This window comes from Streptomyces hygroscopicus subsp. hygroscopicus, assembly GCF_030269125.1.
Lineage (GTDB): Bacteria > Actinomycetota > Actinomycetes > Streptomycetales > Streptomycetaceae > Streptomyces > Streptomyces hygroscopicus_C.
The window spans coordinates 300,306-323,213 of sequence record NZ_BSSM01000009.1; the positions used below are offsets into that span (position 1 = coordinate 300,306).

The 22,908-nt window shown below is 75.3% G+C and carries 16 protein-coding genes and 1 tRNA gene; 14 read left to right on the forward strand and 3 right to left on the reverse strand.

Features of this window, described 5'->3' with window-relative positions:
• Positions 1 to 7: 7 nt before the first annotated feature.
• The 10 genes from QSK45_RS21730 to lanKC all read left to right on the forward strand — a co-directional run bounded on the left by QSK45_RS21730 (position 8) and on the right by lanKC (position 15,892).
• On the forward strand, positions 8 to 1,282 hold the full coding sequence (locus QSK45_RS21730; RefSeq protein WP_285559360.1) for an MFS transporter: 1,275 nt from the start codon (positions 8 to 10) through the stop codon (positions 1,280 to 1,282).
• Between the two features lie 184 nt (positions 1,283 to 1,466).
• On the forward strand, positions 1,467 to 3,362 hold the full coding sequence (locus QSK45_RS21735) for an FAD/NAD(P)-binding protein (RefSeq protein WP_285559361.1): 1,896 nt from the start codon (positions 1,467 to 1,469) through the stop codon (positions 3,360 to 3,362).
• 161 nt (positions 3,363 to 3,523) lie between these two features.
• A complete protein-coding gene (locus QSK45_RS21740) occupies positions 3,524 to 4,609 on the forward strand; it encodes a radical SAM protein (protein ID WP_285559362.1) in 1,086 nt (361 codons plus the stop codon).
• A complete protein-coding gene (locus tag QSK45_RS21745) occupies positions 4,609 to 5,298 on the forward strand; it encodes an iron-containing redox enzyme family protein (protein ID WP_285559364.1) in 690 nt (229 codons plus the stop codon). Before QSK45_RS21740 ends, QSK45_RS21745 begins: the two co-directional genes overlap by 1 nt.
• Positions 5,295 to 5,495, forward strand: coding sequence for an aroma-sacti cluster domain-containing protein (locus QSK45_RS21750; RefSeq protein ID WP_285559365.1), 201 nt, complete (start codon positions 5,295 to 5,297; stop codon positions 5,493 to 5,495). Before QSK45_RS21745 ends, QSK45_RS21750 begins: the two co-directional genes overlap by 4 nt.
• 32 nt (positions 5,496 to 5,527) lie before the next feature.
• A complete protein-coding gene (locus tag QSK45_RS21755) occupies positions 5,528 to 8,611 on the forward strand; it encodes an adenylate/guanylate cyclase domain-containing protein (RefSeq protein WP_285559367.1) in 3,084 nt (1,027 codons plus the stop codon).
• A complete protein-coding gene (locus QSK45_RS21760; RefSeq protein WP_285559370.1) occupies positions 8,608 to 9,414 on the forward strand; it encodes a S8 family peptidase in 807 nt (268 codons plus the stop codon). Before QSK45_RS21755 ends, QSK45_RS21760 begins: the two co-directional genes overlap by 4 nt.
• A 61-nt stretch (positions 9,415 to 9,475) precedes the next feature.
• Complete coding sequence (locus QSK45_RS21765; RefSeq protein WP_285559438.1) at positions 9,476 to 10,030, forward strand: GAF domain-containing protein; 555 nt, start codon at positions 9,476 to 9,478, stop codon at positions 10,028 to 10,030.
• A 203-nt stretch (positions 10,031 to 10,233) separates the two neighbouring features.
• Positions 10,234 to 13,236, forward strand: coding sequence for a helix-turn-helix transcriptional regulator (locus QSK45_RS21770; protein WP_285559372.1), 3,003 nt, complete (start codon positions 10,234 to 10,236; stop codon positions 13,234 to 13,236).
• Positions 13,237 to 13,303: 67 nt separating this feature from the next.
• The gene (lanKC, locus tag QSK45_RS21775) at positions 13,304 to 15,892 is read left to right on the forward strand and encodes a class III lanthionine synthetase LanKC (RefSeq protein ID WP_285559373.1); all 2,589 of its coding nucleotides are present in this window, start codon (positions 13,304 to 13,306) and stop codon (positions 15,890 to 15,892) included.
• 97 nt (positions 15,893 to 15,989) lie between these two features.
• Here lanKC and QSK45_RS21780 read toward each other — a convergent pair whose 3' ends face one another.
• Positions 15,990 to 16,421, reverse strand: a complete 432-nt coding sequence (locus QSK45_RS21780) for a response regulator transcription factor (protein WP_490993598.1) — start codon at positions 16,419 to 16,421, stop codon at positions 15,990 to 15,992.
• 43 nt (positions 16,422 to 16,464) lie between these two features.
• Between QSK45_RS21780 and QSK45_RS21785 the strand changes: the two genes are divergently transcribed.
• The 4 genes from QSK45_RS21785 to QSK45_RS21800 are packed head-to-tail and all read left to right on the forward strand — an operon-like array spanning position 16,465 to position 19,392.
• Positions 16,465 to 17,184 (forward strand): response regulator transcription factor, encoded by a 720-nt coding sequence (locus QSK45_RS21785; RefSeq protein WP_285559376.1) that lies wholly within the window; start codon positions 16,465 to 16,467, stop codon positions 17,182 to 17,184.
• Complete coding sequence (locus tag QSK45_RS21790) at positions 17,181 to 18,683, forward strand: sensor histidine kinase (RefSeq protein WP_285559378.1); 1,503 nt, start codon at positions 17,181 to 17,183, stop codon at positions 18,681 to 18,683. Before QSK45_RS21785 ends, QSK45_RS21790 begins: the two co-directional genes overlap by 4 nt.
• Before the next feature lie 56 nt (positions 18,684 to 18,739).
• Positions 18,740 to 19,138 carry a hypothetical protein gene (locus tag QSK45_RS21795; protein WP_285559380.1) on the forward strand — a complete coding sequence of 133 codons (399 nt, stop codon included), beginning with the start codon at positions 18,740 to 18,742 and terminating at the stop codon, positions 19,136 to 19,138.
• A complete protein-coding gene (locus QSK45_RS21800; protein WP_285559382.1) occupies positions 19,135 to 19,392 on the forward strand; it encodes a hypothetical protein in 258 nt (85 codons plus the stop codon). Before QSK45_RS21795 ends, QSK45_RS21800 begins: the two co-directional genes overlap by 4 nt.
• Before the next feature lie 76 nt (positions 19,393 to 19,468).
• Here QSK45_RS21800 and QSK45_RS21805 read toward each other — a convergent pair whose 3' ends face one another.
• Positions 19,469 to 21,235 carry an AfsR/SARP family transcriptional regulator gene (locus QSK45_RS21805; RefSeq protein ID WP_285559383.1) on the reverse strand — a complete coding sequence of 589 codons (1,767 nt, stop codon included), beginning with the start codon at positions 21,233 to 21,235 and terminating at the stop codon, positions 19,469 to 19,471.
• Positions 21,236 to 22,685: 1,450 nt separating this feature from the next.
• Positions 22,686 to 22,758 (reverse strand) — tRNA-Arg (locus tag QSK45_RS21810).
• Positions 22,759 to 22,908 lie beyond the last annotated feature (150 nt).

Consider the following 22,908-nt stretch of genomic DNA (forward strand, 5'->3'; position numbering starts at 1 on the left):
GACCGCCGTGCGACGCGACGTCACGCTCTACTGGTGGGGCCAGACCACCTCCGCGTTCGGCTCCGTCTTCACCACGATCGCCGTCCCCGTCGTCGCCGTCGTGTCGCTGCGCGCCTCGGCGGGACAGGTCGGCCTGGTCAGCGCGGCGGCCGCGCTGCCCATGCTCGTCTGCGGGTTCCCGGCCGGCGCGCTGGCCGACCGGATCACCCGCCCGCGCCGGACCCTGATAGCCCTGGACGGGATCTCGGCGCTGACCGTCGCCCTGGTGGCCTGGGGGCTCGCGAGCGGGCTCGCGGGCATCGGCTGGCTGGTCGTCCTCGCCGCGGTGCTGGGCGCGGTGGGGACACTGGAATCCGCGGTCTACTTCGTCCACCTGCGCCAACTGGTCGGCGCGGACGGCGTCGGCCCGGCGCGCGCCCGGCTCCAGGCCGGGCAGTACGGGGCGGCGCTCGTCGGCCGGATCCTGGCGGGCCCGGCCATCGTCGTGCTGGGTGGCGCGGGGGCCCTGGCGATGGACGCCGCGAGCTACGTCCTGAGCGCTCTGGCGCTGCTGGGCATGCGGTCGCCCGATCAGGTCCCCCGCGAGGCCGGTGCCTCGGTGGCCGACGCGCTGCGCGGCGCGGCGGCGGGACTGCGGTTCCTCGGCCGTGACCCGTTCCTGCGGATCCTGCTGGTCTTCATCACGGTGCCGGCGGCCGTCATGGCGGCGACGGGCGCGCTGACAGGACCCTTCCTGCTGCGCGACATCCACCTGCCGACCGGGGCCTACGGGCTGGTCTTCGCGCTGTCCGGCCTCACGGGCCTGCTCGGGTCGCTCGTGGCCGGGAGGGTCCTCGGTCCGCGCCGCGATCCCCGGCCGGTGGTGATCACCACGTTCGCCGCGGCCCTGCTGTGCGGCCTGCTGCTGCCGCTGTCCGCGGGTCCGCTGCCCCTGGCGGCCACCTGCGCCGCCCTGGGCATCGGCCTGCCGATCTTCTTCGGGGCCATCGCCAACGTCGCGCTCTCGGCGGTGTTCACCGCCTGCGTGCCCGAGGACACCCTGGGCCGCGCGATGGCCGCGCTCCAGGTGCTGGCGGCCGCGGCGGGCCTGCTGGGCGCGCTCGGCGGCGGTGCGCTCGGGGACGGGATCGGCGTCCACCGGGCCCTGTGGGCACTGGGCGTACTCGCGCTCGGGGCACTCGCGGCCGGCCTGCGGCCCGCCGTGCGGGCCGCCCGGCGGCGCGCTCCCGCGGACGGGGCGGCACCCGGGCCGTCGCCCGCTCCGGCGGGCACCGCTCGATGAACACGGGCAGGGCGTACGCCGGAGCCGGCCGCCGAGGCGGCCGTACGGGCCCCGCTCGAAGCCTCCGCCCCCCATGGCGCGGCGCGCCTCCCGCCGACCGGCGCGGCGACCGCCCCGGGGCGGCGCTCCCGCGGGATCGGCCGGCCGGGCGGCGTACGTGACCGACGACCGGATGGAGCAGCGCATGGCGCAGACCGCGGGAGCGGACCGGGCGCCGGTCCTCGTCCTGATCGGGGCCGGCCCGAGGGGGACCGGCCTGCTGGAGCGGATCGCGGTCAACGCGGCCGAACTCCTGCCGGACACCGCGCACCTGGCCGTCCACGTCGTCGACCCGTTCCCGGCCGGGTCGGGGCGCGTGTGGCGAGCCGGGCAGTCGCCCCTGCTGTGGATGAACTCGCGTGCCGGGGACATCACCATGTTCACCGACGACAGCGTCGACTGCGCCGGCCGTCCGAACCCGGGCCCGACACTGCACGCGTGGGCCCGGGAGCACGGCCGGGCCGGCGCGGACGATCCCGGGCTGGCCGCCGAGGCGGGCGTCCTCGGGCCGGCGTCGTTCGCCAGCAGGCGGCTCGCCGGCGCGTACCTGCGCTGGTGTTTCCGGCGGGCGGCGGCCGAACTGCCGCCGAACGTCCGGCTGGTGGTGCACGAGGCGCGGGCCGTCGGGCTCACCGACCGGCCGGACGGCGGGCAGGACGTCACCCTCTCGACCGGGACCGCGATCCGGGCGGACGTCGTCGTGCTGGCCCTCGGCAACCAGCGCGGCGGACTCGACGAGCGGCAACGGGCGTTCGCGGCGCTGGCGGACCGCAACGGCGGTGGGTACCTCCCGCCCGGCTACACCGCCGACGTCGACCTCGACGTGCTGCCCGCGGGCGGCGACGTGATCGTCTCGGGCATCGGGCAGGCGTTCGCCGACCTGATGGTCCTGGTGACCGAGGGACGCGGCGGGGTGTTCGCGCGCGACCCCGACGGCACCCTGCGCTACCGGCCGTCCGGCCGCGAGCCGGTGCTGCGGGTCGGCTCGCGGCGCGGGCTGCCCGCGCATCCGAAGCCCGCGCAGCGCTGCGCGGACGCCCGCCCCGGGCCACCGCGGTTCGCCACCGCCGAACGGATCGGGGAACTGGTGAGGTCCGGCGCGCCGGACGGCGCGGACGTGCTGCTGGGCGTCGTGCGCAAGGAACTGGGCTGGGCCTACTACCGCGAGCTGTTCCTCGCGAACCCGGCCCGCACCCGCCTGCCGTGGGACCGGTTCTCCCGCGATTTCGCCCGACTCGACTGGCACGACCCGCGGATGGCGCGCCTGGTCGCGCGGGCGGTGCCCGACCCCGAGGACCGGATGGACCTGCCGCCGCGGCGCTCCCCGCTGGCGGACCTGGCGTTCGCGGACGAACCGGCGTTGCGCGCCTGGACGGACGCCCACCTGCGGCGCGCCGTGCGCCGGGCCACCGAGGAGCGGTACAGCGGCCAGGCCGCGGCCGTCGGCGCCCTCGCGGCGCTCGTCCCCGGCCTGCTGGGCGTGCTCACCACCGGGGAGGGCCGGTGGGACCATGCCGCGGCCGCGGTGCTCGGGCCCGTGACACGCCTTACGGGACTGCTCGGTTCCGGCCTGCCGCCGTACCGCTTCGAACAGTTGCGGGCGCTGTCCGCGGCCGGCGTGGTCCGCTACCTCGGCGCCGGCCTCACGGTCACCGCCGACGAGCCGTCAGGACGGTTCGTCGCCCGCTCCACCTGCCTGCCCGGGGCGGTCACCGCGCGTCACCTGGTCGAGGCCCGGCTGCCGCACGACGACATCCTGGCGGACGGCTCCGCGCTGCTGACGGGTCTGGTGCTGGCCGGCCGCGGGCGCGCGGTGCGGTCCGCGACCGCGGTGCGGCTGGCCGTGGACGAGCGCAGCTTCGCCGTCGAGGACCGGGCCGGCCGCGGCGACCCGCGCCGGTTCGCCCTCGGTGCCTTCGCCACCGGCGGGGCCCTGGGGGCCCTGTCGACGCCGCACACCGACGCGCCGTTCTTCCGGCAGAACGACGCGCTGGCCCGGCGGATCCTGCACGAGCTCGTGCCGCCGCGCGACGGCCGGTGAGCCGGCTCCGGCACCGGCCGCGTCCCCCGGGGCGCGCGCTCGCGACCAGCGGATATACCGCTCGTTGGGTGCCCCTATCCCGGCCCTGATCCCCCGTCGGGGAACCTGGCGGACGACGGCCGCGGACCCGCGGCGCGCGGACGGAACGACAAGGGGGACTCATGGAACTGGCCGAGTTCATGGGGCTGCGTCCCGTCCCCTGCGCGGGTCTGCTGCTCACCCTCACCCGGCGCTGCCCGCTCAGCTGCGCGCACTGCTCGACCTCGTCCACCCCACGGGGCGAGGAGCCCGACGCGGGGCGACTGCTGAGGTTCGCGGGCTCGTTCACGGCCGCTGACCGGCCCGAGGTCGTCCTGCTGACGGGCGGTGAGCCCCTGCTGCTGCCCGGCCTGGCGCACGAACTCGCCACCCTGGTCAGGGCGGCCGGCTCGCGCAGTGTGCTGCTCAGCGGGATGTTCTTCGCCCGGGGCGGCCGCGTCCCACCGCCGGTCATGCGGGCGGTCACCGCCGTCGACCACTTCTCGGCGAGCCTGGACGCCTTCCACGAGCGGGAGGTGCCGCGCCGGGACGTCTTCCGCGCGGTCCGGCAGGTGCGGGACGCGGGCATCGCCGTCAGCTTCCATCTCGTCGGCACGGGCCCGCGGGACCCCTACCTCGCCGACGTGACCACCGCCATCAGGCGGGAGTTCGCCGACCGGGTGCCGATGCTGGTCAACCAGGTGCGACCGGTGGGCAGGGCGGCCGCCTGGGCCGCCGCCGGCACCCAGCGCCCGGCCGCGGACCGCGCGCTGCCGTGCGCGATGGCCGCCTGGCCGGTGGTGGCCTTCGACGGCGCGGTGCTGGCCTGCTGCAACCAGCGGGCGGTGGACCGCAGGCCGGTCCCCGCGCACCTGTCCCTGGGGCACATCGCCGAGGACGACTGGGCGACCGTGCGCCGCCGTTCACTGTCCTCGCCGGTGCTGCGGATGGTCCGGGCCGTCGGGCCGGCTCATCTCTACCGCCGTTACGCCCCCGGCGCCGACGCGTCCGGCTACTGCGCCGGATGCCGGAGCCTGCCCGCCCACCCCGAGGTGGTCGCGGGTGCCGTACGGGACGCGTCCGGGCCGGTCGGCGAGCTGCTGGACCGGGAGGCGGCCCGGACCCAGGCCGACGCCGGCCCGGTCGAGCTGGTGCGGCGCCACGGCTGCCCGCCCTACGCGGATCTGGTGGCGCTCCCCACCCCCACGACCGGCACCCGGAGCCCCTGATGACCCGCCCGAGCACATCGGCCGCGCTGCGCGTCAAGCTGGGCCTCGCCGCTCCCGTGCTGCACGCCGCGACCGCCGCCCTCTGGCGGCACGAGCCCGCCCGGCTGCGCCCGCGCTACGTCGAGTACCTGTACGTGATGCACGCGCTGGTCCGGGCCTCCGTACCGCTGATGGAACGGGCCGCCCGGCGCTGTGCGGAGCTGACCCCGCGCGATCCCGTCGCCGGGCCGCTCGGCCGGTATCTGGAGAAGCACGCCGAGGACGAGCGCGGCCACGACGCGTGGCTGCTCGAAGACCTCGCCGCGGCCGGAGCCGATCCGGACGCGGCCCTCGGGAGGTTGCCGTCGCCGGTCGTGGCCGACCTGGCCGGGGCGCAGTACTACTGGATCGAGCACCAGCACCCCGTCGCCCTGCTCGGCTACATCCGGGTGCTGGAGGGCAACGCCCCGGCGCCCTGGCTCGCGGACCGGCTCGCGGCGCGGACCGGTCTGCCTCCTGCCGCGTTCCGCACGGTGCGCGAACACGCCGCGCTGGACGCGGGGCACGTCGCCGACCTGGACGACCTGCTGGACACCCTGCCGCTGACCGCCGCCCAGCAGGTCGCGGTGGCCGTCAGCGCTCTTCGCACGACCGACGGGATCACCCGTCTGTTCTCGTATCTCGCAGCAGCCCCGGGAGGCCTGTCATGACCGACGACCGCACAGCGCTCGGCCGTTTGAACGAGGCGGGATTCTCCGTCGGCGCGCTCACCGACGAGCAGCTGGAGGTGCTGAGAGCCCTCACGCCGCAGGAGCTGGACCTGCTGGTGGACATCAAGGGCCGGCTGGACGAGGTGGGGCCCGAAGTGCAGGCACACAGCGAGATCGCCGGCGGCGCGCTCTTCTGAGCCCGCGCCACGACCCGGGAGGGACCTGGACCATGTCGTGCTCCGCCTGCGCGTCCACGCTGCCGGTCGACGCCCGCTTCTGCCCCTCGTGCGGATCGCCGTGTGCCGCCCCGTCCACCACCGCCGCGGACCGGACCGAGTCCCGCAAGGTCGTCACCGTGCTCTTCTGCGACCTGGTCGGCTCCACCGCGCTGTCCGGAGAACTCGACCCGGAGACGCTGCGGTCGGTGACGCTGCGCTACTTCGACGTGATGCGAAGACAGGTCGAATTCCACGGCGGCACGGTGGAGAAGTTCATCGGGGACGCCGTCATGGCCGTCTTCGGCGTGCCCGTCGTGCACGAGGACGACGCCCGCCGGGCACTCGCCGCCGCCCTCGCCATGCTCGCCGCCCTGGACGGGCTCAACGCCGAGCTGGACGCCACCTTGGGCGTCCGGCTCGGTGTCCGCATCGGCGTCAACACCGGCCAGGTGGTGTCCGGTTCGGACGCCTCGGCCCGCCAGGCGCTCGTCTCGGGCGAGACCGTGAACGTCGCCGCGCGACTGGAGCAGAACGCCGGGGCGGGCGACATCCTCATCGGCCCGGACACCCTGCGGTCCGCCGGCGCGGCGGTACACGCCGAGCCGGTCGGGCCGCTGGCCCTCAAGGGCAGGACCGAGCCCGTCCGTGCGTACCGGCTCCTCGGGCTCGGCGCGGACGATCCGGAACTGCTGCGCCGCTTCGACGTGCGTTTCGTCGGCCGGCTGCCCGAACTGGCCGCGCTGGACGGGGCCCTGGCGGACGCCGCGGACCACCGGGGTGCCCAGCGCGTCCTGGTGCACGGGGAGGCGGGGCAGGGCAAGACCCGGATGCTCAGGGAGTGGGTCCTCTCCCGCGCGGTCCCGTGCGGCACCGGGCGGTGCCGGCAGTACGGCGACCAGGGCAGTCTGAGCCCGCTCGGCGACGCGGTGGCCTCGCTCCTGGCGGTGAGCCCGGCGCCCCCCGGCGCCACCGAGGCGCTGCGGGTGCTCTCCGCCGGCCTGCTGCTCGACGGGACCCCCAATCCGTCGGTGGAGGACACCTGCGCCGCTCTCGTGCGGGTCCTGACCGCGCTGTCCGCCCGGCGGCCGGTGGTCCTGGTGCTCGACGACTGCCACTGGGCCGGGACCTTGCTCCTCGACGTCCTGGACCGGCTGGTCCGGAAGCTGGACCGGGCCGCCGTCCTGCTCGTCTGCGTGGCCCGGCCCGAACTGCTGGAGACCCGCCCGACCGTGACCGAGCCCCCGGTCCGGACGCTGCCGCTGCGGGGACTGTCCTACGACGAGTCCCTCGTCCTGGCCGCCGAGCTGGCGGACGTCAGCGCCCACGAGGACACCGTGCCGACCCGGCTCCTGGAGCGGGCCGGCGGCAACCCGCTGCACCTGGAGCAGCTGCTGGCGGCCGCCGCGGAGACCGGATCGCAGGACGAGCTGCCGCCCACGGTGCAGGCCCTGCTGGGGGCGCGGATCGACGCCCTGGAGCCCCGCGAACGCGCGGTGCTGGACCACGCGTCGGTGATCGGGCGGGAGTTCGCCGCGAGCGAGCTGGCCGAGCTGGGGGGCACGCCGGACGGTGTGCCTGCGGCGCTGCTGACGCTCAGCCGGCGGCGACTCGTGGAGCCCGGCCACGCAGCGTCGTTCCGCTTCAGCAGCGGACTCGTCCAGGAGGTCACCTACACGTGCATGTCCAAGCGGGCGCGGGCCGAAGGCCACGCGAAGGCCGCGGAGCTGCCGACCGTCCGCGCCGCCGGGCAGGCCGCGGTGGGGGGCCACCTGGAACGGGCGTACGGCTATCTCAGCGAGCTCGGGCGGCTGGACGACGCCGCCGAGACGCTCCGCGGCCGGGCCGCCGAGGCGCTCGGCCGGGCCGGGGCCCAGGCGCTGGACCGGTCCGACCTGCCCTGGGCCGACGATCTGCTGACGCGGTCCGTGACGCTGCACCGGTCCGTGACGCTGCACCGGTCCGTGACGCTGCACCGGTCCGGGCGACCGAGCGGGGCGGCGTCCGTCCGCAGGCTGGGCGAGGCCCGTTCCGCACGGGGCCGCGCGGACGAGGCCCGCGCGCTGCTCCGGGAGGTGCTGGCCGCGTCGGCCGACCCGGTGGAAGCCGCTCACGCGAGGCTCTCCCTGGCCGCGATCGACCCCGGGGGCGAGTCGCCCGCGGCGGCCGCCGAAGCCGTACTGCCGGTCTTCGAGGCGGCGCGGGACGAACTGGGCCAGGCCCGCGCCTGCCTGCGGATCGCCCAGCGCAGCCAGTCCCTGAGCCGGCACGGCGACGCGGACCGCCGGCTCACCCGGGCCCTGGCCCACGCGGTGCGCGCGGGGGGCGAGCCGGAACGGGCCGCCGCCCTGGGCGCGATCGGCATCTCCCTGTGGCGCGGCCCGGTACCGGTCCCCGAGGCCGTGGCCCGGTGCCGGACGCTGCTCGGCGAGCACGGCGGCGAACGACGGACCGTACGACTGACCCTGAACTGCCCGCTGGCGGTCCTGCTGGCGCTCCAGGAACAGTGGACGGCCGCGCGGGACTGCCTCGCGGAGGCCGCCGGACTCGCCGAGGCACTGGGGTACGCGGAGACCGAGGTGGTGCTTCCGCTGTTCAGCGCGATGGTCGAGGGGCTGGCGGGCCGGCCGGACCAGGCGCTCGCCCTGCTGGACACGGCGGCCGGGGCGGCCCGGCGGCTGGGCGCGGCGGCCCTGCTGGACAGCGTCGGCCTGGAGTCCGCGAGGCTGCACATGGACGGCGGTGACGTGCGGGCGGCGGCGGACGTCCTCGGGCGGCTCGGGCAGCGGGCCGAGCGCCCGCACGGCGAAGCGGTGGAGTTCGGCGGCCTGCTGGGCCGGGTCGCCGCCGCACAGGGGCGTCCCGACGAGGCCCTCCGGCTCGCCGCCCGCGCCGTCGCGTCCGCCGAACGCACCGACTCGCCGGTCGCGCACGCCGTCGCCCGCCTCGACCAGGCGCACACCCTCCGCCTGCTCGGCCTCGACGACCGGGCGCGCGGCGCCGCCTCGGCAGCCCGAGCACTGTTCGCCGCCAAGGGACATCTGCCCGGAGGGCGCTGGGCCGCGGGCCTCTCCACGAACGGGAACGAGCAACGATGACGACAGCGCCGGCCCAGGGGCTCACCTGGCGCCTGCTCGGCAGACGCCCCGCCGACATCCCGGTGGCGGCCGACGGGATCCATCCGCCGGACGCCTTGGACGGGGCCACCGGCCGGGGGGTGCGGGTCTGCGTGGTCGACTCCGGTGTCGAGCGCGACCATCCCTCCGTGGGCCGGGTCGACGGCTCCTGGGTGGTCGTCAAGGACGACGAGGGCATCCGGGTCGAGGAGACCGACACCGGAGACACCTGCGGCCACGGCACGGCCTGCGCCGGCATCGTCCGCAGGGTCGCGCCGGACTGCGAGCTGTACAGCGTACGCGTGCTGGGCGAGCGCTTCTCCGGGACCGGGGACGTCCTGCTGGAAGGACTGCGCTGGGCCGTCCGGCAGCGCTTCGACGTGATCAACCTGAGCCTGTCGACGACCAGGACCCGCTTCGCGGAGGAACTGCGCGTGGTGGCCGACGAGGCGTACTTCAACCGCACGGTCGTCGTCGCCTCGGCCCACAACACCCCGGTGGAGAGCTTCCCCTGGCGTTTCGCGTCGGTGATCTCGGTGGGCAGCCACGAGGAGGAGGACCCCGAACTGCACCTGTACAACCCCCGTCCGCCCGTGGAGTTCTTCGCCCCCGGCCAGAACGTGGAAGTGGCCTGGCTGGGCGGCCGGACCATCCGTTCCACCGGCAACAGCTACGCGACGCCCTACATCACCGGCCTGTGCGCCCGGTTCCTGTCCCTCGGCCCCCGCATGACGCCCTTCCAGGTGAAGAGCGCCCTCTACGCCTCCGCGGCCAACGTCCGCTAGACACGAGAAAGGTGCCGCCGTGTCCCTCGGCACGCAGCCCGCGAGCACATCGGACGACCCGATGGCCCACGAACTCCTCCAGTCCGTCGTCGACGTCGCCCGCGCGATCTTCGGCGCCCAGGCGAGCTCCGTCTTCCTGCTCGACGAGGAGGCGGGAGAACTGGTCTTCCGAGCCGTCTCCGGCCGCGGCGAGGAGTTCCTGGTCGGCCGGCGCTTCCCGGCCGGCCGCGGCATCGCCGGGTGGGTGGCGGTCTCCGGCGAGCCGATCGTGGTCGACGACCTCGCCGACAACCCGTCCTTCGACCGTTCCCTCGCGCAGTCGACCGACTACGTGCCCGACGCGCTGATGGCGGTCCCGCTGGTCCACGGCGAGCGGGTGCTCGGCGTCCTGGAAGTCCTCGACCCGGCCGAGCAGGCCCGCTCCAGCCTTCCCGAGCTGGACCTGCTGTCGCTCTTCGCCCGGCAGGCGGCCACCGCCCTGCGGTTCACCATGGCGCGGGCCGGCGGTGCGGACGGCGGCGGGCCGGAACCTGTGGCGCCGCACCGGCGCGCCACGGCGCTGCGGTTGGTCCGCCGGCTGGAACACCTCCTGGCCGAGGAGACACCGGACCGGTGAGGGCCGACCGGTGCCGGTGCCGGTGCCGGTGCCGGTGGCGATGCCCGTACCTGTGCCCGCGCCCCTACGGAAGGATCAGTATGGGCCTACGTGATTACTGGGAGGCCCGCCGGCCACGGCGTGGATGAAGATCAGCTCTACCCGGAGGGACGTCGGCCTCGCACCGCGAGCCGCACGCCCGGGAGCCAGAGCTGAGGAGACCCATGATCGAGCAGAACGGGCCGCGGGACGCAACAGCGGGCACAGGGCGAGCTGCTCGGGGAACGCACGCCCGGCCGCTCGTCGGCCGGGAGCGGGAGCTGGCCGTCCTGCGGTCCGCGGTCAGCGCCTGCCGGGACGGCGTGTCCACCCTCGTCGAGATCACCGGGGATCCGGGGCTCGGCAAGACCAGGCTGCTGTCCGAACTGGCCGACCTGGCCGGGTCGGAAGGACTCACGGTCCTGTCCGGCCGGGCCTCGGAGTTCGAACCGCAGCGCTCCTTCGGGGTGTTCGTGGACCCCGTCCGCCGGTGCTTCGGCCGGCGGACCGCGGCCGAACACGGGCCGCTCGACGACGACACGGCGGAGTTGCTGGACCTGGTGCTCCCCGGCGGTGCCGGTGCCGGTTCCGGTCCCGGGCGGCCCCGGTACCCCGAGGTGGAGCGCTACCGGCTGTACCACGCCGTCGGCCGGCTCCTGGCGGACGTCGCGGGGGAGCGCGGGGTGCTGCTGTGTCTCGACGACCTGCACTGGGCGGACGAGGGATCCCTGGAACTGCTGCACCACCTGCTGCGCCAGCCGCCCCGGACACCGCTGATCCTCGCCTGCGGACACCGGCCCCGGCAGGCGGCGGCGAAACTGCTGGCCTCCTTCCAGCACCCCCCTGCCGACTACCGCGTCGAACGGCTCCCGCTGTCACCGCTGGACCAGCGGGAGTGCCGCAGTCTCCTCGGCTCCGTGCACCCGCCGCGCCGGCGTGACCGGCTGTGCCAGGTCAGCGGGGGCAATCCGCTCTACCTGGAGGTCCTGACCGAACTCACCGCCGACGGTACCGACGCGACCGAGGAACCCACCGGCCTGCCGCACACGCTGCGGGCGGCCCTGGCCCGCGAGGTCGCCCTGCTGACCGTGGAGGAACTCGCCACGCTGCGCGCCGCCGCGGTGCTGGGCGACCCCTTCGACCCCCTGCTGCTCGGCCCGGTCGCGGGCCTGGCCACCGGTTCGGCCCTGGAGGCGCTCGACGTCCTCGTGGGCATGGACCTCGTCCGGTCCGGCGCGCCGACCGGCCCCGCGCAGGACGAGCCGCGCCAACCGCTGCACTTCCGGCATCCGCTGCTCCGTGAAGTCGTGTCCCGCGACACCCCGCCGGGCTGGTGGCTCGCCGCGAACGCACGAGCCGCCGAGGCACTGGGCGGGAGCGGCGCGAGCCCGGTGGAACGCGCGCCCTACCTCGCGCGTTCGGCGCGGACGGGCGACCTGGAAGCCGTCCGCGTCCTCGCCGAGGCCGCCGCCCGAGCCACCCCCTCGACGCCCGCGACCGCGGCCGCCTGGCTGCGCGCGGCGCTGCGGCTGTCCGGCGCGGACGGCTCCGAGGAGTCGGCCCGGCGCCGGACCGGGATGCTGCTCGCCCTGGCGAACGCCTGCATGATGACCGGGGACCTCGCCGCCTGCCGCGACGCCCTCGCGCAGGCCCTGGACCTCGTGCCGCAGGACCGGCGTCAGCAGCGCGTGCCGATCGTGGAACTCCGGTCGGTGATCGAGCGGATCCTCGGCAGCACCAAGGCGGCGAAGCGCGCGCTCCAGGACGAACTGGCCCGCTGGCCGGAGACCGACGCGCGGGCGAACCCGCTCCGGCTGCAACTCGCCACCGTGGGCATGGCCCAAGGGGACTTCGCCGTGGCGACAGGCCACCTCGACGCCCTCCTGGCCCGTACTCCCGCGCCCGCCGACCGCAAGACCCTGACCGCGGTGGCGGCCTGCCGCGCCCTGGGCGCCGCGTACAGCGGACGGACCGGGACGCTGCTGACGCACGCCTCCGAGGCCGCCACCCTCATCGACGCCATGGAGGACGGGGAACTCGCGACCTTCCTCGACGAGGCCGGCCAGCTCGGCTGGGCCGAGGTCCTCGCCGAACGCCACCACGCCGCCGTCCGGCACATGACGCGCGCCACCCGGTGCGCCCGGCTCACCGGGCGGAGCTACATGATGCCGTACCTGCTGCTCGGCCAGTCCTACGCGGAGCAGGCGACGGGAGACCTCTCGGGCGCGATCTCCTCGGCGGCGAGCGCCGAGGAGATGGCCCACCTGCTCGACCGGCCGGACCTCGTCGGCTACGCCCTGACGCTCGGCGCCGGCGCCACCGCGCTGCTGGACGGCCCGGCGGCCGCCGCCGACGCCGCCGAGCGGGCCCTGCGCTCCGCCGGGCGCCGCGGTCGGCTGTGGGAGCTGTCCGCGGCGGTCCTCGCGTCCGTCCGCCTCGACCAGGGGCGGCCCGACGACTGCGTCCGGCTGCTGCGGACCATCACCGGTACCGGCCGTTCGACGACGACCCGGGCGCTGCGGGCCATGTGGTACTCCACCGCGGCCCAGGCCGAGACGGCCCTCGGCGACAGGGCGGCCGCCCGCGACTGGGCGGCCCGCGCCGCCGAGGCCGCGCGGGCCGTGGGGCTCCCCGGCCAGTCCGGCTACGCCGCTCTCGCCCTGGCCTGCGTCCGGCCCGACGACCCCGGCGCCGCCGCGGAACTCTTCTCGGCCGCGGCCGAGTCCTTCGCCGCCGCCGGCCTGGTCCTGGCGGAGAGCCGCGTCCGGCTCCTGCTCGGCCGGTCCCTGGCGGCCGCCGGCCGGCTGGACGAGGCCATCGGCGCCGTCGGACGCGCCAAGCGGATCGCCGACGCCCACGGGGCGGGACATCTGAGCAGGCTCGCCGTCAACGCCCAGCGTCAGATCGGCGCCCGCCGGCCCCGGCGGGGCGGGCACGGCGCGCCGTACGGCGCGCTTTCCGAACAGGAGCGGCGCATCTGCCAGTTGGTGGCCCGGGGCCTGTCCAACCGCGACATCGCCTCGAACCTGTTCGTGTCGGTCAAGACCGTCGAGGCCCACCTCACCCGCATCTTCCGCAAACTCCAGGTGAGTTCGCGTGCCGCCGTGGTCGGCGCCCTCAGCAGCGCACATACCGACATCGGACCGTCGGCCAACCGGATCCTGACCTCCCCTCGGCATGCTCCCTGACAACCGCCGCGAGCACGAGGCGTCCGGACGGACCGCCTGCTCGGCCGGGCAACGTGAGGAGGATCCCTTGTTCGACGTCCTCGGTGAGGTCTTCGCCGACAAGGAGTACTACGCACCGCTCGCGGCGATCGACGATCCCGGCCCGCGCTTCGCCCCCGGACGCGTACCGGCCGGCTGGCGTGGCACAGCGCACGACATCTGGACGGTCTGGCGCAATCCGCAGGTCCGGCCGCCCGAGCGGGGCTGGAAGATCCATGTGTCGGCACGGCTGGACCGTGCCCAGCACGTCCTCGACGTGGTGGCGGACACCTGCTTCGCCGAGAACACGCCGTTCAAGCACGCGAGCGCCCGGTTCTTCTTCCTGTTCCTCCACCACAAGCACGGCGCCAGATCGCAGTCGGGGAAGTTCTGCACCGTCTACCCCCCGGACAGCGCCACCGCGCGGCGGCTCCTCGACCTCCTCTCGCAGGCCCTGGAAGGGGAGGAGGGCGCCTACGTCCTCTCCGACCGCCGCTACCGGGACTCCCGGACCGTCCACTACCGATTCGGCGCGTTCGGCGGCCGGAGCCGGCTGCTGCCCGACGGGACCCGGGAGCCTCTCGTCCGCGACGGCTTCGGGCGCGACGTCGTGGACGTCCGCCTGCCCGCCTTCGTCCTCCCCGACGGGATCGTCGACCCCTTCGTCACCGAGGAGCAGGCGGAGCACGAGGGCCCGATCCTCATCCGCCACTACGAGATCGTCAAGGTGCTGCAACCGAGCAATGCCGGAGGGGCGTACCAGGCACGGGACACCCGCACCGGACGCCTCGTCCTGGTGAAGGAGGCGCGCGCCCACAACGGCTACACCTGGGACGGCACCAGCGCGCGGGAGCGGCTGCGCCACGAACACGAGGTGCTCGCCGCCGTCCACGGGGCGATCCCCGGAGTGGGCCCTGAGCCGCTGGACCACTTCACCGAGTGGGAGCACGACTTCCTCGTCATGGAGCACGTCGAGGGACTGCCGCTGCCCCAGTGGATGGGACGCGCCGCCCCCCTCCTCAAGGCCGACGGGTCGCCCCGGGACTTCGCCGGGTACTACGCCGGCTGCCGGCGCATTCTCCGGTCCCTGGACACGGCCCTCGAGCGATTGCACTGCCTGGGGTACCGGTTCGGGGACATCAACCCCGGGAACGTCATCGTCACCCCCGCGGGAGACGCCAGGTTCGTCGACTTCGAAGCCGTGTCGGCGACGAGCGACCCTCCCGCCGCGATGGGGACCCCGGGATTCACGGCGCCTTCCGACCTGACCGGCGACGGCACCGACCCGTTCGTGGGCGACCGGTACGGCATGGCGGCGACGGCCCTCACCCTGCTGGCGCCCCTGTACGCCGTTCCCGAACCCGTGTCCGCCAACCTCGCGCTGCTGCGGCGCGATCTGACGGCCGCGGCCCCGGTACCCGACGACCTGTGGGCGCGGGCCACCGCCTTCCAGCGGTCGCCCGAGCGGGAAGCCGCCGTTCTGCCCACCCCCGCGGAACTCGACGCCGACCCCCTGGCGTGCCTCGGCCGGGTCGCCGAGCAGATAGCCGCGGGGCTGCTCGACATGGCCGACAGCGCCAGGACGGACTGGGTCTTCCCGCCGCCGCCCATGGCGTTCCGGACGAACACCGTGTGCGTGGCGTACGGGACCGCGGGCGTGGTGCACGCCTTGCACCGGGCGGGGGCACCGGTCCCGGATGCCGTCGAGAAGCGGTTGCGCCGCGATGCCCAGGCGTCGCGCGAGGAACTGCCGCCCGGTCTGGCGGTCGGCTCGGCGGGAATCGCCCGGGTCCTCGCCGCGCTCGGCCACCTCGACGAGGCGATCGACCTCGCGCGCACCGCCGACAGCCATCCCCTCACCGCGTCGTCGACCACGCTGGCCGGCGGGCGGGCCGGGGTCGGCCTGGCCTGGCTCGCCCTGCACCAGCGAACGGGCGACGTTCGTCACCTCGAACGGGCCGCCGCCGCGGGCGACGCGATCCTGCGCACCGCCGACCTGGGATCCACGCTCGGCGCCCACGACGCTCGCGGGCTGTTCCACGGACGCGCCGGACTGGCGCACTTCCTCCACTACCTGGCTCGTGACACGGGCGACGAACGCTACCGGGAAGCGGGCCGCCGGCTGCTGCACGAGGAACTGGACCGTGCCGTCCCGCTGCCCGACGGCTCGCTGTCCTTCTCCGAGAACGCCCTGAGCGGACGCGTCATGCCGTTTCTCGCCGAGGGTTCGGCCGGCGTGGGCACAGTCCTGGTCCGCTACGCGGCCACCTCACCCGACGAACGGTGCACGGCGGCACTTCCCCTGGTCGTCGCGGACACCCGCAAGGTCTACGCGAGGGAACCCGGCCTGTACGGCGGACTCGCCGGCATGGTCTGCCTCCTCGCGGACCACGCGGATCTCACCGACGACGCACGGGACCGCCAGGACGCCGTCCGGGTCGCCACGGGACTGGTCAAGTACGCCGTCCCGCACGGCCGAGGCATCCGCTACCGCGGCGGGAACTCGCTCCGGTTCAGCGCCGATGTCTCCAGTGGCAGTGCCGGGGTCCTGCTGGCGCTCCAGCGCGTCGTCCACGCTCAGGGCGACGAGTTGTTCACCCTGGACCGCCACGGGTCCGCGATCGAAGGAAGGAGGTGATCAAACATGGCGCAGATCCTCGCCCTCCAGAAGCTCCGGATCGAGACGGACTTGCTGTTCCCCTGCTTCAGCGTGTCCGTCAGCGGGTGGAGCAACGTCACGACGTGAGTGCCCCGTCTCGTGGGGTGCCCCGGCAGCCGACTGCCGGGGCATCCCCGGGAGCCGTTCCGCCGCGGACCGCGAGACGTGCCACTTGCGTCCGGTCCGTCACGCGCAACTTGGCGAACACCGCCCGCAGATGATTCTTCACCGTGCTTTCCGAGATGCTCAGATTCCGCGCGACGGCCCGGTTCGTCATGCCCTGCGCCACCAGTTCCAGTATCTGCCGCTCCCGGCCGGTGAGCGGTCGGCTCGGCCGCTCCTCCGCCGGAAAGCGTGGCGATCCGGGCCACGTCATCCTGTGCTCTTCTCTGTCGGGGCGTCGAGGATCTGGTGCTGCCCGGTGCCCGGTGCCCGGCGTCGGGGGACCGGCCGCCGGTTCCGCCGAGGCACGGTAAGGACTGATCTTGTGGAAATTCTGTGATGCCATGGTGGACCCCGGGCACGGTCCCGACACACGTACGATCACAGCCGTGAGAACCGGCGTACATGCGGGGGAGCGGGTGCTGGTCGCCGACGACGACCCGGCGATACGGCGTTCGCTGGAGCGCGGGCTGCGGCTGGACGGCTTCTCGGTGGTCCTGGCCGACGACGGCCCCGCCGCGCTGGCCGTCCTGCGGGACGAAGTGCCGGACGTGGTGGTGCTGGACGTCTCGATGCCCGGCCTCAGCGGGACCGCGGTGTGCCGGACGCTGAGGGAGAGCGGCAGCGACGTACCGGTGCTGATGCTCTCGGCGCTGGACCAGGTGGCCGACCGGGTGGCCGGCCTCCAGGCGGGCGCCGACGACTACCTGATCAAGCCGTTCGCCCTGCAGGAACTGGTGCTGCGACTGCGCGCGCTGCTGCGCCGCAGGCCCCCCGCGCCGACGGACCGGGTGCGTGCCGGGGATCTGGTGATCGACCCGGGGACCCGCGGAGCCGTGCTGGACGGCACGCCGCTGGCCCTCACCCGGCGGGAGTTCGACCTGCTGGAGGTGCTGGCCCGCAACGCCGGTCTGGTGCTCACCCGCGACCAACTGCTGGACCGCGTGTGGGGGTACGACTTCGACGTGCGCACCGACGCCGTGGACACGTTCATCAGTTACCTGCGGCGCAAGCTGGAGGCCGGCGGGCGGCCCCGGATCCTGCACACCGTCCGCGGGATCGGCTTCGTCCTGCGCGACGACCGGGCGCCGGGCGGGGGCGGGCGTTGAGGCTGTCCACCCGGATCGCGCTGGTGGTCGCCGCGGTCGTACCACTGCTCGTACTGGCGGGCGGCGCCCTGCTGCTGCGGCTCGTCGCGGACGATCTGCACGCCCAGCAGGACGCCCACCTGCGTGACCGTGCGGCCGCGGTGGGACCGTCGGCCACGGCGCTGCTGCGCACGATGACGAGGGGCCGCGCGGCGGGCGAACAGGCCCGGCAGCGGATGCTGTTCACCTCCGCCCTGGACGTCGGCATCCGGCTCACCGGCCCCCACGGCACGGTGTCGGGCGGCCCCCAGCCCGGTGCCCCGGTGAGGCTGCCCGCCGCCGGGACGAAGCCCGTCCTGGTGACGGTGTGGGCCGGCGGTGTCCGCTGGCGGGTGCTGGCGACACCCCTGACCGGTTCCGGGCACGGGGCCACGGGCACGTTGTGGCTCATGTCGCCGGGCACCGCCACACAGACCCAACTCCGCCTCGTACGGCGACGCGTGATCGCCGCCGCCCTGCTCACCGCCCCGCTGGCCGGCGCCCTCGCCTGGGCGGCCGCCGCCCGCGCGGCCCGTCCGCTGCGGCTGCTCCAGCGGCGCGCAGGCGGCCTGGACCCCCGGACCAGCGCGGTTCGTCTCGACCACACCCCGACCGGGGTCGCCGAGGTCGACGACCTGGCCCGCACGCTCCAGACCGTGCTCGCCCGCTACGACGAGCAGGCCGCGCGCACCACGGAGGCACTGGCGACGGCCCGGTCGTTCGCCGCGGCCGCGTCCCACGAGCTGCGCAATCCGCTGATGAGCGTGGGCACCAACCTCGACATCCTCACCGGACATCCGGACCTTCCTGAGGCCGACCGGGCCGAGGTCCTGGACGATCTGCGCCGGGAGCACGGCCGGGTGCTCGGCCTGCTGGTCATGCTCCGGGCACTCGCCGAGGGCGACCTGGTCGAGGCGGAGGCGTTCGGCCCCGTCGACCTGGCCGACGTGGTGCACCAGGGCGCCTTAGACCTGCGGCGCCGGCACCCCGGGGCGGACGTGGAGGTGCGCGCGGACTCCGGCCTGGTGGTGCGGGGCTGGGAACAGGGGCTGCGCTCGGTCGTCGACAACCTCCTGGCCAACGCCCTGGCGCACGGTCACGAAGCGGGCCGCCCGGCCCAGGTGGAGATCTCCGCGCACGGCGCCCGGGACGAGCACGGCCCGGTCGCCGTACTCACCGTCGGCGACCGGGGGCCCGGCATTCCGCCGGCCGCGCGGGCGGCCGTCTTCGAGCGCTTCCACCGCCGCCCCGACAGCCCCGGCTCCGGGCTGGGACTGACCCTGGTCGCCCAGCAGACCGCCCTGCACGGCGGCCGGATCACCGTCCAGGACCGGCCCGACGGGCCGGGCACCCGGTTCGAAGTACGCCTCCCCCTCACCGACGACCGGGACCCGGCCACCGCCACCCTGCCCCAGCTGCGGCGCGACTGGCTCACAGCGGATTTCGGCCGGTCACAGACTTTCCACAAGGAGCGCTCCTAGCTTCTCGTCGCGCCGGCGATCCGCCGTGCCGAACGGAACGAGGGAGAGAGAAGCTCATGCTGCGCAGGAAGACCACCGTGGTGGCGCTCGCCACCGTCACCGCGCTGCTCGGGGCGGTCGGGTCGGCCGCCGCCGACGGGGGGAGCCCCACGTCGAGCGCGAGCGCCGACCCCACCGGGAACACGGCGCGCGCCCTGTGCGCGCGGGCCACCCGGGTCGCCCATCGCATCGACCGGGACCTGACGCGCCTCGACGGCCCGGTGACCCGGCGCGGGTCCGTCGCACGCCTCCAGAAGCGTGTCGACAACGCGGCGGCCACCGGACACGACAGGGCCGCGCTCGACGACCGGCTCACCTACCGCGAGTCCCTCGTGCCGGTCCTCCAGCAGCGGCGCCGTACCCTCACCCAGGTCACGGACTGGTGCGCCGCCCACGACCAGGGAGCCACCACGTGACCCCGCCGCGCTCCCGCCGCGCCCCGACGGCCGTGGCGCTGCTCTGCGTCGCCCTGACCACCGCCTGCGGCCCCCACGGAGCTGCCGGCAAGAGCGGCAGCGGGCAGCCGGGCACTCCCGTCGTCTCCGCCCCGTCCGGCACGACGGCTGCGCCGTCCCCGTCCGCCACCGATCTCTCGCAGCTCACCCGCATCGTGGACGACGCCGAGAGCGCGGCCGCGGCCGCGGACTCCGACGCCGCGAGCGACAGATGAGCCATGGGGCTCCCGCCGTCCACCGGTGAGGAGCCCCACGCGCGGCTCGCCGACGGCCCGAGCGCCTGCCGGGCCGTCACCCCGGGGGCATGGGCAAAGGGACGCCGTCCCTCCCCCGCGCACCGGCCGCGGACGCTGTCTCGCGGGCGTACAGCTGGAGGAGGCGCGGCAGGGAGTAGGCCGTCGTGTGGGCGGTGACCTCGCTCCCGGGCGAGACGACCGCCCCCGCCTCGATCATCAGCTCCAGCTCCCGTCGTGCCCCGGTCTGCCCGCACCCCAGGGCGGCCGCGGCCTCCTCCACCGTGAAGGTCCCCGACAGCGGCAGCGCGGCCAGCCGCCGCAGGGCGGTCCGGTGCGCCCCGTCCAACTGCCGCCACTGGTGGGCCATGTGCGACCTGACGTCGATGTCCCCCACGACGAGTTCGTCGAGCACGGTCGAGGCGTCGGACAGCCGGTCCGCGTACTCGGCCGGCGACAGGTGTCGCAGGACGGCGAGCTTGAGGCCCGCGGCGCGCACCGCCAGCGGCAGCGACCCGCAGGCCGCGACGATGCGTCCGGCCGCGGGCCGGTCGCGGGACACGCGACCGGCGCCGAGGAGGCGGCCCAGCAGATCCAGTGCCTCGGCGGTGGTCAGCGGGGGCACCTGGACGCGGTGGGCCGGGGCGAGCCCGGCGAGCTGGGTACGGGCCGTGACCACGACCGCGCTCCGTCCCGCGCCGGGCAGCAGCGGCCTGACGGCGGCTTCCTCGTCGGCGCCGTCCAGCACCACCAGCACCTTCCGGTCGGCCAGCCACGCACGCCAGAGCGCGGCGGCCCTGCCGGAATCCCGGCGCGCCGCCCCGGCCGGCACATCGGTGTGCCCGAGCAGTTCGGCCGTCACCGACCCGAGGGACCGGGGCACCCCGTCGTCATCGTGCAGCCGTACGAAGATCCGGCCCCCGGGGAACTCGTCTCCCAGCCGGTGCGCCGCTCGCACGGCGAGGGCCGTCTTCCCCGCGCCGGCCGGTCCGACGACGACTCCGACGGCGCCACCGGCTTCGGCCACGCGGAGCAGCTCCGCCACCGTCTCCTCGCGGCCGGTGAAGTCGGCCAGGTCCGGCGGGAGCTGGACCGGCGGTCTGCGGCGGACGGTCCGCGCGGCCTCCGGCGGGCCGGCCTCGGCGGTGAGGATCGAACGGTAGAGGGATTCCAGCACCGGGCTGGGAGACAAGCCCAGTTCCCGGGACAGGCTCTGGCGCAGCTCGTCGTAGGCGGCCAGTGCCTCGGCCCGGCGGCCCGAGCGGTACAGGGCCGTCATCTGCGTGGCCCGCAGCCGTTCCCGCAGCGGATACCGTTCCACCAGGTCGCCGGTGGCCTCGGTGACCTCGCGCGCGTGGCCCGCCTCCAGCGCGGCCTCGGCCCAGTCCTCGCACACGGCGAGGTGGCGGGCCGCCAGCCGCTCGGCCTCGGCCCGTAGGGGGCCCGAACAAGCCAGCTCGGGCAGTGGCACGCCCGCCCACAACATCCGCGCGTCGCGCAGCAGCCGGGCGGCGCGTTCGGCGTCGCCGTCGGCGGCGGCCTCGCGCCCGGCGCGGGCCAGCGCCTGGAACCGCAGGACGTCCAGTTCGCCTTCGCCGAGTCGGAGCACATAGCCACCGGGCCGGTGCGCGAGCCGGTCCCCGGCACCGGTCTCCGCCAGTATCTTGCGCAGCGCCGAGACGTAGACCTGAAGGTTCTTCCGCGCCGTCCGCGGCGGCTCCCCGTCCCACACCGCCTCGGTCAACAGGTCCACGGAGACCAGCGCGTTGGCGCGGCACAACAGCATGGCGAGGACCAGCCTCTGCTTGAGGGGCCCCAACGACAACGCACGCCCCCGCGCCTCGGCGGCAAGCGGCCCCAGAACGGAGAACCGCAGCGCCTCCGGACGCGGATCAGGAGCCGAGTCACGCATGGCGACCCGCCGGCGCGTCGCCGTGCCGAGGACCGACCGTGGACAAGTGGCGCTTCCCGCCGGGCGCACCGAGTTCGCGGAGACAGCCGGGCGCACGGCGGGCGCCCGACACCGCGGCGGCGTCCAAGTCCGCGACGGTCACGGTGGAGTGGCTGGTCGAGGGAACGTGCACGTGCGCTCCTGCATCACGGGACGAACGGCGAACCGGCCACGGGGCTCGCCGCGCCGGCCCGACGCGTGGGGCCGAGGACGACTGTGCCGCGCCCGACGATCCCTAACATTGGGGAAACCCCCAACTCCGGCCTCCCGCCCCGCGTTTCACCCTCTCCCGCGCACCCCGTCCGCCGCCCGCATCCGCGACGGCTCCCTCCCCGCGGTCGACACCGCCCGGCGAACCGGGTGCCGCACGGCGACGTCGCCCCCGAACCCTGCCGCGTCAAGCGGACCGCTACGACGCCCCCGAGCATCCGCCCTCCCCGAGCCGCCGAAGGGGATCCGGCCCGCCGCCCCGAGCGGCCCGCGCCACCGGCCGCTCGCGCTCCGGCCGAAGGCCGTCCCGCCCGCCGCCCCGAGCGGCCCGCGCCACCGACCGCTCGCGCTCCCGGCAGCCGTCACCGTCCCGCGCCACGCTCGGTCCGAGCGCCGTACGCCCGGCTCTTCCACAAGGCGCCGAGGCCGGCGACCGGGATGCGCTCCGCCTCCCGCCCGGCCGCCCTGCTCGACGCGGCCCCCACCACCTGGAGCACCTCGCCGCTCGGCCGAGGAGTCGTGCCCCACGTCCGGGGGCGGGGAGCCGGCGCTCCCGAAGGCCGGCCTCGGTCACGTACGGGCACCTCTTCCAGGACCGTCCGGACGCCATCTCGAAGAAGACCCCCAAGCGCCGCTCCAACCCCCCGGCCAGGCGACGGCCAACCCGGAGAAGCCGAAGAAGAGGGCCCGCGGACCTACCGAGGCTGGGACCGCCCCATGGATCCCGCGGGGCGCTGCGGGCGCGGCCGTCATCGGGAAGCCGGGCGCGTCGAGCCGCCTCGTCGGACCCTCGACGGGCACAGGACCGGCGGTCGAGGGGACTGCGGGGGCGAGCGCCAGGTTCGCGACCCCGCGTGAAGTCCTCCACGCGGGGGCAGAACCCCATTCCTGGCCGCGAGTTTCACCCGTGCCGAGAACTCCTTCAAGCGGTCCAACGCCCGTACGGAGCTGACGCTGCTCTCCAGGAGCCCGGCGCCGTAGTCCCTCGTACGAGTGAGAGATCTCAAGATCGCCGGGGATTGTGGACTCTATGTGGACTCCGAGCGTAAGAAAGGGCCCCCCGTTCGAACAGAACGAGGGGCCCGCACCTGCTTTGACCTGCTGTCTAGGTCTGTGCCCCCGGCAGGATTCGAACCTGCGACACCCGCTTTAGGAGAGCGGTGCTCTATCCCCTGAGCTACGAAGGCGGGGACCTGTCGTGTGGACAGGGTGGCGATCGACCGGTGATGGTCTGGTCGCCGTCGTCAGTGTAGCGGGTGGTGCGCTCGGCGCATGGGGGATCGGGGCGGGGGCGGAGGGGCGTACCGGTTCCGGGGCGGGGGCGGAGGGGCATACCG

Excerpts from the sequence above, each read along its gene's own strand:
- QSK45_RS21745 (WP_285559364.1), top strand. The coding sequence starts at position 4,609 with ATGACCCGCCCGAGCACATCGGCCGCGCTGCGCGTCAAGCTGGGCCTC.
- QSK45_RS21795 (WP_285559380.1), top strand. The coding sequence starts at position 18,740 with ATGCTGCGCAGGAAGACCACCGTGGTGGCGCTCGCCACCGTCACCGCG.
- QSK45_RS21750 (WP_285559365.1), top strand. The coding sequence starts at position 5,295 with ATGACCGACGACCGCACAGCGCTCGGCCGTTTGAACGAGGCGGGATTC.
- QSK45_RS21735 (WP_285559361.1), top strand. The coding sequence starts at position 1,467 with ATGGCGCAGACCGCGGGAGCGGACCGGGCGCCGGTCCTCGTCCTGATC.
- QSK45_RS21780 (WP_490993598.1), bottom strand. The coding sequence starts at position 16,421 with ATGGCATCACAGAATTTCCACAAGATCAGTCCTTACCGTGCCTCGGCG.
- QSK45_RS21740 (WP_285559362.1), top strand. The coding sequence starts at position 3,524 with ATGGAACTGGCCGAGTTCATGGGGCTGCGTCCCGTCCCCTGCGCGGGT.
- QSK45_RS21755 (WP_285559367.1), top strand. The coding sequence starts at position 5,528 with ATGTCGTGCTCCGCCTGCGCGTCCACGCTGCCGGTCGACGCCCGCTTC.
- QSK45_RS21765 (WP_285559438.1), top strand. The coding sequence starts at position 9,476 with ATGGCCCACGAACTCCTCCAGTCCGTCGTCGACGTCGCCCGCGCGATC.
- QSK45_RS21770 (WP_285559372.1), top strand. The coding sequence starts at position 10,234 with ATGATCGAGCAGAACGGGCCGCGGGACGCAACAGCGGGCACAGGGCGA.
- QSK45_RS21760 (WP_285559370.1), top strand. The coding sequence starts at position 8,608 with ATGACGACAGCGCCGGCCCAGGGGCTCACCTGGCGCCTGCTCGGCAGA.